Here is a 12576-nt window from a genome sequence, read left to right on the forward strand (position 1 = left end):
CGGACATCGACTGTCGGCAGCGCGCGGTGGCGCATGCGAAGGACTTCCTCCACTCTCGATCGGATGAGCGCGGTGTGCCCCGCGCAGAGGTCTCGTTGTCGCCGATGATGGCGGCGGCCTGTCACGCCGCCGAAGGCCGGCATGTGCTGCTGCGGGAATTCGGCCGCGATATCGGATTCGATCTGGGCGACGAAAGATTCAGCGCCAGCCTGGCTTTGGCGCATGTGCCCTATACCTCGAGCGCGCGTGACCGCGAGCTGGTCGAGAACCTGGCCGAGGTGGTGTGGTCCGGTCGGGACGACCACAACCGGTTCGGGTTCTTCTTCGACCACAACGGCTTTCCCGCCGACAGTGACTGCACCGCGATGGCCGTGGGCGCCCTGTGGGATCGCGGCCTGATCACCGATCACGAACTCGTCGGCTTCGGGCGCGAGCTCCTCGCCGCGGGCGTACTGCCCGATGCCGCGGCGTCGAACGGAACCGCGATCCGGCCGGGCGTGGTGATGGTGTACTGGCAGGATCTGTCCGATCCGGGGACGTTGACGCGCGGTCCCCGCTACGACGCGGTGGCCTGCGCCAACGCGCTGTACATCCTCCGGCACGCGCAGGCCTGCGGCCTGGAGGATCCGGACGGAATCAGCTCCGCGACCACGGACTACGTACTCGACCATCTGAGGTCGGGCCGCTATCGCGAGGGGACGCGCTACTACCCACGACCGGAACCGTTCCTGCACTCGGTCTCTCGATTGTGCGCCGCCTTCCCCGATATCGCGGCGGCCTGTGGCGCCGCGCTCGCCGACGGCCTGGCCGACGCCGATGCGGCGGACCGACTCTCGGCGCTGGATCTGGCGCTGACGGTCATCGCCGCGGACAACCTCGGTGGTGACCTCGAACAGGATCGGCGCCGGGAACTGTTGCTGGCCCGGCAGGACGACGCGGGAGGCTGGCCGGCCGCGGCGTACTACCGGATGGGCAGGCTGCCGCTCTACTGGGGTTCGGCCGCGCTGACCTCCATCTTCGCGGCGGGGGCGCTGGCCTGTGACCGATGAGCTGGCCCCGTTCCGGGCCCACCTGCTGCCGGGGAGACGACACGAGGAGCTGGCCGAGCAACTGTTCGGCTGGCTGATGGCGCACTGCACCTGTGCGCTGGGCGCCGAACGCCACGCCATGGACGCCTACGTCGCCAGCAGCTACGAACTGCATTGCGCGCCGGCGGATGCCACCATGGCCGAAAACCTGTTGTGCGCACAGTACGTGGCGGTGACCCTGCTGGCCGACGACGCCTACGACGGGCTGCCGGATCTCAGCCGTTTCGTCACCTATCTGCGCACCGGGCAGGTCGGCACCGAACACGAGTTGGTGTCCTGCTATCGCTCGATCGTGGCCACGATGACCGAACGTGGCCTGCCCGCCGCCGGATTCGAGCGCGCGGTCCGCGACACCATCGACGCCCGGATGCGCGAACGCGAGCTCGATCTGAACACGGTCGACTGGGCCGCGCACTGGTCGGTGCGCCGCCACACCATCGCCGTGGCGCCCTATGTGTGGTGTCATCGGGTCGCCCGGGATCTGCGGGTGCCGGCCGAGGCCGATGCCGCGCTGCGGGCGGCCGGTGTGCTGGAACTGGTTTCGGAATGCGTCGCCCGGGGCAATGACATCGCTTCCTACCTGCGGGAGGCCGAACCGCCGCCCGGCACCGACGCACCGGCGAGCCTGAACAGTGTGCTGCACTACGCCCGTGATCTGGGCAGTGTGGAAGCCGGTGTCCGGGCAGCCGTCACGGCCTACCGGGTCTCGGTCGCGGCGTTCCGCAATGCCGCCGACGGTTCGGTGTCGGCTCTCGCGCAACGCGATTCGACCGTACGGGACTACCTCGAGATCCTGTCGGCGGTACTCGCGGGAAATGTGGCGGCGATCCGTCATCTGAGCTCACATCGGTATCCGGGAGCGCGACAGTTGCTCGACGAGTTGTCGGAGGCTGCCGCCCGCCGCGACTAGCGGGAGAGCGGCTGTGCGCCGCGGCCGAGCCCGCCGGCGGAGACGATCACTCACACCCGCTGGGTCGCGGCGGTCGCCGGAGCGACATCCTTCCATTCGGGTGCGTCGAAAACCTCGCCATCGTGGGCAATGTCGGCCGCGGGCGCGGGTGTCGGCTTGCGGCGCAACCACTTCGGCGCCCACCACACGGTGTCACCGAGTAGCCGCATGGTGGCCGGGACGAGCAGCACTCGCAGCACGGTCGCGTCGATCAGCAGCGCCGCCACCATCCCGATGGCGATGTATTGCATCATCACCAGATCCGACAGGGCGAAGGCGCCGGTGACGACCAGCAGGATCAGCGCCGCGGCGGTGATGATCCGGCCGGTGTGCGCGACACCGGCGCGGATCGCCCCGGCGGTGGACGCACCCGCCGCGCGGGCCTCCACCATCCGCGACAACAGGAATATCTCGTAATCGGTGGACAGCCCGTAGATCACCGACACGATCACCACCAGCACCAGCGACATGATCGGCTGCGGCGTGAAGCCGAGCACTCCGGCGCCGTGACCGTCCACGAAGATCCACGTCAGGATGCCGATCGTCGAGCCCAGCCCGAGCAGATTGAGCGCGGCCGCCTTCAACGGCAGCAGCAGCGAGCGCAGGCTCAGCGTCATCAGCAGTGTGGTCGCCAGGAAGACCAGGGCCACCACCAGCGGAACGCGGTGTACCAGCGCGTCGATACTGTCCTTCTCGATGGCGGGCTGCCCGCCGACGAGCAGGGTGGTGCCCTTCGGCAGCGGCATGGCCCGCAGATAGTCGATACAGGCGTCGCGATCGGCGGCCGAGGCCAGCACCGTCTGGGTGGTGAACACACTGGATTGCGCCGGGCGTTGCAGCCACCCCGGAAACGATGCCGCGAGCCCGGGGGCACGGTCGGCCGCGGCGAGGACCTCGTCCTTGGCGGCGGGGTCGTAGGTGATCAGGACCAGATCGATCGGGTCGATCCGGCGCAGGGGGAAGATCTCGTCGAAATGCTGCTGCGCCAGCCGGGTCGGGTGTTGCGGGGGCAGGAACCTCTCGTTGATGGTGCCGAACGCCAGATCACGGATCGGCGCGATCAGCACCAGCAGCCCGACCACGACCGAAACCGCTACCACCAGCGGCCGTTTCAGCACGCGTGCCGCGATCCGGCCCCAGCGATTGTCCGGGACCCGGTCCGGTGGGGCGGTGGTGCGGAACCAGCCCACGCCGAATCGATCCACCCGATGCCCCAGCACCGCCAGGACGGCCGGGAGCAGCGTGATCGAGGTGATCGCGGCCAGCGCCACGGTGATCATGGCGCCGTAGGCGAACGAGCGCAGAAATCCCTGCGGGAACACCAGCACCGCGGCCGCGGCGACGACCACGATGGTCGCGGAGATCGCGACGGTGTGACCGGCGGTGGCCATCGACCGGCGAACCGCGTCGTCGACCTCCCGCCCGGCGGCGAGTTCATCGCGGAACCGGCTCAGCACGAACAGTCCGTAGTCGATGGCCAGACCGAGCCCGACCATCGAAACCACCGGGGAGACGAACGAATTCACCTCCGTGACCGTGGTCAGCACACGGATGATCCCCCATGCGCCGCCCACGGTGAGCCCACCGACGAGCAGTGGCAGCGCGGCCGCCACCGCACCACCGAAGAGGAAGAACAGCAGCACGGCCACCGCCGGGATGGCGAACAGTTCCATCCGCTGCTGATCGTGGGCCATGGTGTCGTTGAGCGCACCGGCGACCGCCTGCCCGCCGGCCACCTCCATCTCCACCCCCGCGACGGTGAACTCGTGGGAGACGGCCCGGTAGTTGCGCATCTGCTCGGTCGGAGTGTCGCCGTGGATCGCGATCGAGGCGAACGCGGCGCGACGATCCTTGGAACCGAAGACATCCGGCAGCGCCAGCCCGGTGCGGGTCGGCCAGTAGGCCCCGTTGACGCGGTCGATCCGGTCCGGAAACCGTTGCGGCAGACTGTCGAGAGCGGCCACGATCGGGGCGGAGAACGCCGGATCGTCGATCGTGGAACCCGGCGGCGCGTGGTACAGCACAAGCACGTCCGCACTGTGGTCGCGGCCGAAGATCTCCTGGTGCACGGCGGCGGCGCGGACCGATTCCGAGGTCGGATCATCCCAGCCGCTGGAGCTGAGATGATCACCGAGACCGAGCCCGTAGGCGCCGAGCGCGATGAGTCCGGCGATCATCGCGACGACGACCGTCCACCGCCGGCGCAGCACGATATCGGCCCAGCGACCCGGGCGGAAAATGAGCATCGAACGAAACATAGGGCCGGATCGGAGTGATTTCCCGTGGCCGAAGGGAATTCTCCCACGGGTCATAGCCGCGCGGCGGTCTCGTTGTGAGATGTGGGTACCGGCACCCGTCGTTGTTGCGCAACGACTCTTGCACGTGACTCGAATACTGTTGTGTCACTGCGTGTTCAAGACATGTCACCGAATTCGACGCGCGCCCCGGTGGCGGCGCTGGGCGGAATCACAAACCGGGATCGGCGATTTCGTTGGTGGATCCAAAACTCGGATGAATCGTTTACCCGATCGATCACGGTCAATAGCCTGTGCGCCATCGGTCAAAGGCCCTGGACCGCAGAGACGAGTGCGTCGCCGATTGAGCCGGTGGCCGCTGTACGCGAGACCGGAGGATATTCGTGTCGGATATAGCAATTGTGGGTATCGGCTGTCGATTCGCGGGCGGAATCGATTCGCCGGAATCGTTCTGGGACTTCGTCATCGGCAAACGCGACGGTGTGGTCGACATGCCGGCGGATCGCTGGGATTTCCGCCGCTACTACGACCCCGAACCCCGTACGCCGGGCCGCAGCTACACCAAGCGTGGCGCATTCATGACCATCGATCCCTGGCAGTTCGATCCAGACTTCTTCGGTATCTCCCCGCGTGAGGCGACGGTACTGGACCCGCAGCAGCGTCTCATGCTCGAGGTGACCTGGGAGGCGCTCGACGACGCCGGGATGGCGGGCCGGGCGGCGGGTGCCTCGGTCGGTGTGTACGTCGGCGGATTCGTGGTCGACCAGTCGGTGATCGGCGTGGTCGGCCCGGCCCTGTTCCACACCGATATGCACACGCCCGCGAGCGCGTCCTACACCATGCTGTCGAACCGGATCGCCTACGCGCTCAACCTGGTCGGCCCCGCGATCACCGTCGACACCGCCTGCTCCTCGTCGCTGGTCTCCTTCCACCTGGCCTGCCAGGCGCTCGCGAACGACGACTGCGAGGTGGCCCTCGCGGGTGGCGTGAACGTCATGTTGCAGCCGGAGACGTTCGTGCTGATGTGCAAGGGCGGTTTCCTGGCCACCGATGGCCGGTGCAAATCCTTCGACGCCTCCGCCGACGGCTACGGCCGCGGTGAGGGCGCGGGCATGGTGGTGCTGAAGAAGCTCGACGACGCGGTGCGCGCCGGCGACCGCGTCTACGCGGTGGTCAAGGCCACGGGCTCGAATCAGGACGGGCGCACCACGGCCATCACGGTGCCGAATGTCGATTCCCAGGAAGCGCTGGCCCGCACCGTGTGTGAACGCTCGGGCCTGGCGCCGGATTCGGTCACCTATCTGGAGGCGCACGGCACCGGCACCCTGGTCGGTGATCCGGTCGAATTGCGGGCGCTGGGACGAGTTTTCGGCGCACCGGCCGGTCGAACGGACACGGTGGGCGTGGGTTCGGTCAAGGCCACCATCGGTCACACCGAGGCCGCGGCCGGCGTCGCGAGCGTGATCAAGGCCGCGCTGGCCATCAAACATCGCACCCTGCCGCCCCAGGGCTGGCTGGAGAAACAGAACCCGGACATCCCCTTCGAGGAGTTGGGCCTGCGGGTGCAAACCGAGGCCGAACCGCTGCCCGCCGATGCCGGCCCGATGTCGGTGGCGGTCAACGGTTTCGGCTACGGCGGCACCAACGCGCACGCGATCCTGCAGGAATACGTCGGTGCGGCGCCGGCGGCCGCCGGGCCGCGCCGGCATCTGGGCATCCTGCCGATATCGGCGCGCGGCACCGCGGCGGCTCGTGCGCTGGCGGGCCGGTTCGCCGATCTCATCGACGGCGGCACCGATCCCGATCACCTGGCCGAGGCCGCGTGGACGCGCATGGCCCACCACCCGTTCCGCACCGGCGTGCTGATCGGTGCGAACACCGAGGATCTGGTGCGCGATCTGCGCGCCTATGCCGCCGGTGAGGGCCGTGACGCCTCGCGCACCGTCGTCTCCCGCGCCGCCGAACCGGTCTTCGTCTTCTCCGGAATGGGGCCGCAGCATTGGCGGATGGGGCGCGAACTGCTCGCCGCCGGTGGGATCTTCGCCGAGACCGCGGCCGCGATCGACGCCGAGTTCCGGGCCGTGGCGGGCTGGTCGATCATCGAGGAGCTACAGCGTCCCGAGGACGAATCCCGGGTCACGCGCACCGAAGTCGCGCAACCGGCCAACTTCCTCGTCCAGGTCGGACTGGCGCGCGAGCTGGCGCAGTACGGCATCGAACCCGCGGCCATCGTGGGCCACAGCGTGGGTGAGGTGTCGGCGGCATATGTGAGCGGCATGCTGTCGCTGCGCGATGCGGTGTCGGTGGCCTACCATCGGGCCCGCTTGCAGGCGACCACGGCCGGCACCGGCGGCATGCTCGCGGTCGGGCTCCCCAGGAACAAGGCCGCGGCGCTCATCGCCGACGAACCCGGCGTCGATATCGCGGCGGTGAACAGCCCCAGTGCCGTCACTCTGTCCGGTGATCTGGAGCGACTCGACGTGATCGCCGAAAAGCTCACGGAAGACGGTGTATTCGCGCGCCGCCTGCGCGTCGAGGTGCCCTACCACAGCCGGCTGATGGAGCCGATCGAAGCCGAATTGCGCACGGTGCTCGCCGATCTGACACCGCGGCCGCCGACGGTGCCGCTGTATTCGACCGTCACCGGCGAGCGGGTCACCGAAGGGGATTGGAACGCCGAATACTGGTGGTCCAATGTCCGGCAGCCGGTGCGCTTCCTCGACGCGATCACGACTCTGATCGGCGCGGGCAGCCGGATCTTCCTCGAAGTCGGCCCGCATCCGGTGCTCTCGGGCAATATCCGCGAAGCGCTGCTCGGGGCCGACGCGCAGGGCACGACGGTGCCGACGCTGGACCGCGAGCAGCGCGATGCGGACAGCCTGCGCCGCACCCTGATCGGCCTGCACGCGGCGGGTGTCCTGGACCGTGATGTGCTGTTCCCGGCCGATCGCCCGGCCACTCCGCATCTGCCGCTGCCGCGCTACCCGTGGCAGCGCACCCGCCTGCACTCCGCACTGCCGCTGTTCGAACAGGCCCGGCTCGGCACGCCCGGTGGGTACGCCATGCTCGGCGATCCGGATGTGGAGGGGCGGCCGGAGTGGCTGCTGCAGGTCGGTACCGAACTGCTGCCGTGGCTGCCGGACCACGTGGTCAACGGGATCAAGATCATGCCCGGCGCGGCGTACCTCGATGCCGCGCTCAGCGCCACCCAGGCCAGGATCGGCTCGGAACAGGTCGCGCTGGAAGGGGTCCGGTTCGTCGCACCGCTGGTCATGGGCGCCCCGGACGTGCCGCTGGTCGCGCTCAGCATCGAGGAGGCCAGCGGTCGCTTCCTGATCCGATCCCGCAGCGCCACCGGCACCGCGTGGACCGTGCACGCCTCCGGTCGCACCCTCACCGGCAGTCACGAGCAGACCACGGTCGCGGTCCCGGAGATCGAGGTCGGCATCGACGTCGATCCGGCCCTGTTCTACAGCGGCCTGGCCGCGGCGGGTCTGCGATACGGGCCGTCGTTCCAGCGGGTTACCTCGGTGCGGGTGGGCCGCGATGTCGTCGTCGCGACAGTCGACGGTGCCATCGCCGCCGACTCCGGACATCTGGCGCATCCGGCGGTGGTGGACGCCGCCATGCAGTGTGCCGCCATGCTGTTCGCCGACGAACGGATCGACGAGGGGGTGATGGTGCCGGTCGGGGTGGCCGCCGTGCGCCTGCTCGCGGCGCTGCCGGAGACGGTCACGGTGGTGGCCCGGCGCGATCCGAAGGCGCGGCTGCGCGCCGATGTCGATCTGCTCGATGCCGACCACAACCTGGTCGTCCGGCTGTCCGAATTGCAGATCGGCGCGCTGCGGCCCGGTGACGATCCGCTGCACCGGATGGCCGAGCTCTACTACACCGAGACACTGGAGGAACGCGATCCGATCGACCCGGCCGCCTTGGCCGACGCCGGTACGGTGAGCACCCTCGTCGTCCGCCTCGGTGACACCGGCCGCGCCGCCGATCTGGCGGCCGCGATCCCGGGATCCCGCCTCCACGCGGTGGGTTCGACCGGTCCGGAGCTCGAGGCCGAACTGGTCGAGCAGCTGCGGGCCGCCCGCGAGGATGCGGCCCAACGGCTGCACGTGTGTGTGGTGGCCGGCGCCGTCGGTGACGATGTGGCCGAGTTGTGGACACTCAAGCGCATCGCGGTGGCGATAGCGGAATTCGTCGAACCGCCCAGCGAGAACGGTGCACCGCAAACGATATTCGGCGACGGCGTGGTGCACTGCACCCTCGTCACCGAATCGGCGTTCACGCTGCCGGGCAGCGACGCCGCACCCGATACCGGGCAGGCCGCACTGGCCGGTGCGCGGCGAGTTCTGCTCAACGAGCAGACCGCGCTGCGGTGGCGGCTGATCGATACCGAACCCGCCACCTCGGTGGCCGATCTGGTGGCCGAATTGGCGGTGCCGGGCGCCTTCTCCCTCGACAACAGCGACGAGGTGCTGCTGCGCGCCGGGAAACGCTGGGCCACGGTGATCACCAAACCGCTGCCCGACCGGCTGGAGGAGCTGGAAACCGCCGCGCCGCTGACCGACCCGGAGGCGAACTTCGAACTGGATATGCCGCGGACCCGGCTGCTGTCGGCGCTGGCGTGGCGGGAATGCCCGCGCCCGGCACCCGGCCCCGGGGAGATCGAAATCCGCATGCAGGTCATCGGATTGAACTACAAGGACCCGTTGAAGGTCATCGGGCTGCTCGGTGAACGAGAACTCGCACCCACCTATTTCGGCACCGTGCCCGGAATGGAGGGTGTCGGCACCGTGGTGCGGATCGGGCCGGGCGTCGACGGCGTCGGGCCGGGTGATCTGGTCGGGGTCGCCGCCAAGGGCATGATGCGGCGTTTCGCGGTCGTGGACCGCGGACTCGCGGTCGCCCTGCCCGAGGGCACCGATCCCGGTCACTGCACCAGCATCATCGCCTTCGGCACCGCCGAATACGCGCTGCTGGATCTGGCCCGGCTGGAACCGGGGGAGACGGTGCTGGTGCACGGTGCGGCCGGTGGTGTCGGCACCGCCGCGATCCAGGTCGCGAAGGCGCGCGGCGCCACCATCATCGGTACCGCGAGCACGCCGGAGCGGCGCGAGCACGTATTGGCGATGGGCGCGGACTACGCGGTGAATTCGCGGTCGCTGAACTTCGTCGACGAGGTCGCCGCGATCACCGGCGGCGCCGGCGCCGATGTGATCATCAGCAGTGCGCCCGGTGAGATCCTGCGCCAGAACTTCAACGCCGCGGCGGAATTCGGGCGCATCGTCGAGGTCGGCAAGGCCGATATCTACACCGGCGGACTGCTCGAGCTGGCGAACTTCGACAAGAACCTGTCGTACTTCTCGATGGATCTGGACCGGCTGGTCAAGGTGAAGCCGCAACGGCTGGCGGCGCTGCTGCGGCGGGTGTTCGAGAAGGTCACCGAAGGCACCTACCGCCCCCTGCCGTACCACATGTTCGACACCGCCGAGGTGGGTAAGGCGTTCGAGGAAACCCTGCGTTCCTCGCGGGCGGCTCGCATCGCGCTGCGGATCGACGCGCCGGAACCACCGGTGCGCCCGTATCTGCCCGATGTCGAGATCAGCGATACCGCGACCTATCTCGTCACCGGCGGCTTCGGAGGGTTCGGTCTGGCGATCGGCCGGTGGCTGACGCTGCGCGGAGCGCGGAGGCTGGTGCTGCTCGGCCGGCGCGGCGCGACCACCGAGGAAGCGCGCCGTCAGCTCGAGGCGTGGCGGGCGATCGGTATCGAGGTGGTCGAAGAGCTCGTGGATGTGACCGATCCCGTGGCGGTCGCCGGTGCGATCACACGGGCCCACAGCACCGAGCACCCGCTGCGCGGTGTCTTCCACGCGGCGGGCGCGGTCGCCGACAACAACCTCGCGAAGATGGAGATCGGTCAGCTCGAACAGGTCTATCGGCCGAAGGTGCTCGGCGCGCAGATCGTGCACGCCGCGGTCGCCGACGCGGGAATCACGCTGGACATGTTCGTGCTGTGCTCCTCCGGCGGATCGATGTACGGCATCTACGGCCAGTACAGTTACTGCGCGGCCAATATCGCGGTGGAATCGCTGGCCGTGCGCTGGTCGCAGGCCGGGGAGCGGGCGTTGTGCGTCGGCTGGGGGCATCTGTCCGGCGCGGGTGGGATGGCCGCGAACGAGACCTCCGAGAAATATCTGGACCTGGTCGGCTTCGGGCCGATCGATATGGGTGATGCCACCGCCTACCTGGAACAGGCTCTGCGCCTGGGTGCCTCGCGCGTGGCGGTCATCCCGACCGACTGGGCCAAGCTGACCGGCACCTTCCCGCAACTGGCCCGCACCGGCCGCACCGCCGCACTGGCCCGGGCCTCGGCCAAGGACACCTCCGAGCTGGCTCGGTTGCGCGACGAATTGGCGGCCATGGAGGAGACCAAGCGCGGACCGCATATCGCCCGGCTGATGGCCGGCGAACTGGCGGTTGTCATGGGGGTGGACGTCGAGACCATCGATATGACGATCCCGGTGCCGGAACTGGGACTGGATTCGCTGATGGCGGTCGAACTCGGCGCCCGCGTCACCAAGACGCTCGGCATCGATCTGATGTCGCTGCAGATGGGCCGTTCGTTCAGCCTCGAGCAGGCCGGTCCGAAGGTGGCCGAATTGATCCTGGCGCACGAGCCCGGTGGCGGACAACCGGATCCGGCCACCGTGGCCGCCGCGGTGGAGGGCGCCGTCACGAACGGTTCTCGGCGCGCGGGCGAGGGCTCGAACGGCAACGGCGCCGATGCCGGCGCGGTCGCGGTGATGGCGGGGGTCAGCTGATGGGGGCGTTGTTCCGGCGCCTGCCAGTGGAAGTGAGGTAACCGTGGTCGATTTCGGACTCATCGACGAATGGGCACCCCCGCCGGGCCGGATGGTCACGTGGGTCGCGTCACCGGAATCGGTGGCGCGAGCCCGCACCGCCCCGATACATCCCGCACCGCCGTCGCTGCAGCAGGAACAGTATCTGCGTCAGGCGGATCGGCATGCCGCCGCTGATTTCCGGTTCTCCGGACTGTGCCTGGCGACCGCGCGAATACCCACCGGCGATCTCGACCGGGAGGCGATGACACGCATCGTCAACGCGTTCCTGCTGCGCCACGACACCTTCCGGACCTGGTTCGACATCGATGCCGCCGGCATCGTGCGACGGCACCTGATACCCGGGGAGGTGGTCGACTTCATCCCGGTCGACTACGGGTGGATCGACGATCCGGCCGCGATCCGCCGGCACGTCGAGAAGACGACTCCCGATCCGTTCCAATGGGATTGCTTCACCTTCGGCGTCCTCGAGCACGGCGACGCGACCACGGTCTACCTCGCCGTCGACCACCTGCACACCGACGGCCTCGGGCAGTACCTGTCGGCGTCCGATTTCGCGCAGCTGTATCTGGCCGAACTCGGCGGCAAGGCCGAACCGCTGCCGCCGGCGGCGAGCTATCTGGACTACTGCGTCACCGAGCGGGCCTACAGCGACAGGCAGACGCTGTCCTCGCCGGGCGTGCAGAAATGGTTGCAATTGTTGCGCGGCAACGACAATCGGCTCCCGTCGTTCCCACTGGATCTCGGCAAACGCGCCGACGGCTACCACCGCAGCGCGCACCGCACGGTGACGCTGCTGGACGAAGACCAGGCGTCGGCCTTCGAAGAGATCTGCCGGGCCAACGACGCGGAATTCGTCGGCGGGGTGTTCGCGGCCGCGGCGCTGGCCGAGCACGCTCTCACCGATTCCGACTACTACTTCGGGATGACCCCGGTCAGCACGAGAACCTCGGCGGCGGAGGGCAATTCGGTCGGCTGGTACGTGACCCTGGTGCCGGTGGCCTTCCCCCTCGGCCCCGGCACTCCCGTCACCCGCACACTGAAACTGGCCCAGCGCGCCTACGAGAACGGCCTCCGCCTGGCGCCCACCTCGTTCCACCGGGTGCTCGACCTGTTGCCCGCCGACTCCGAGATCAAGGTCGAGCCGGGCTGGGTCACCCCGATGATCTCGTTCATCGACGCCCGCGACTTCCCGGGCCACGAATTCTTCGACGAGGTCACCGCCGGCGTCTACGCCAACCGCGCGGCGTCGGAGGAGGCCCTGATCTGGGTCAACCGCTTGCCGTCGGAGACGACGCTGAGCGTCATCTACCCCGACACCGCGGTAGCCCACGACTCGGTGGAGCGCTACATCGCGGCGATGACATCGGTATTCGCGTCGATCATCGATCGCACCGCGGAATCGAACTGAGTTT

5 protein-coding genes are annotated in these 12576 nt (G+C 68.8%); 4 read left to right on the forward strand and 1 reads right to left on the reverse strand.

What is annotated here, in order from left to right; translation table 11 throughout:
• The first annotated feature begins 74 nt into the window (after positions 1-74).
• Both LKD76_RS13225 and LKD76_RS13230 read left to right on the forward strand, forming a co-directional pair.
• A complete protein-coding gene (locus LKD76_RS13225; RefSeq protein WP_227981520.1) occupies positions 75-1049 on the forward strand; it encodes a hypothetical protein in 975 nt (324 codons plus the stop codon).
• Positions 1039-1998 carry a terpene synthase family protein gene (locus LKD76_RS13230; RefSeq protein WP_227981522.1) on the forward strand — a complete coding sequence of 320 codons (960 nt, stop codon included), beginning with the start codon at positions 1039-1041 and terminating at the stop codon, positions 1996-1998. Before LKD76_RS13225 ends, LKD76_RS13230 begins: the two co-directional genes overlap by 11 nt.
• Before the next feature lie 50 nt (positions 1999-2048).
• Here LKD76_RS13230 and LKD76_RS13235 read toward each other — a convergent pair whose 3' ends face one another.
• Positions 2049-4283 (reverse strand): MMPL family transporter, encoded by a 2235-nt coding sequence (locus LKD76_RS13235; RefSeq protein ID WP_227981524.1) that lies wholly within the window; start codon positions 4281-4283, stop codon positions 2049-2051.
• 392 nt (positions 4284-4675) lie between these two features.
• Between LKD76_RS13235 and LKD76_RS13240 the strand changes: the two genes are divergently transcribed.
• Positions 4676-11122: a type I polyketide synthase gene (locus tag LKD76_RS13240; RefSeq protein WP_227981526.1), complete on the forward strand. Its 6447-nt coding sequence runs from the start codon at positions 4676-4678 to the stop codon at positions 11120-11122.
• A 43-nt stretch (positions 11123-11165) separates the two neighbouring features.
• Positions 11166-12572, forward strand: coding sequence for a condensation domain-containing protein (locus tag LKD76_RS13245; protein WP_227981530.1), 1407 nt, complete (start codon positions 11166-11168; stop codon positions 12570-12572).
• Positions 12573-12576 lie beyond the last annotated feature (4 nt).

Origin of the sequence: Nocardia spumae (genome assembly GCF_020733635.1) — a bacterium.
Classification (GTDB): Bacteria; Actinomycetota; Actinomycetes; order Mycobacteriales; family Mycobacteriaceae; genus Nocardia; species Nocardia spumae.

Coding starts and splice junctions, on each gene's coding strand:
- LKD76_RS13235 (WP_227981524.1), bottom strand. CDS start 4,283: ATGCTCATTTTCCGCCCGGGTCGCTGGGCCGATATCGTGCTGCGCCGG.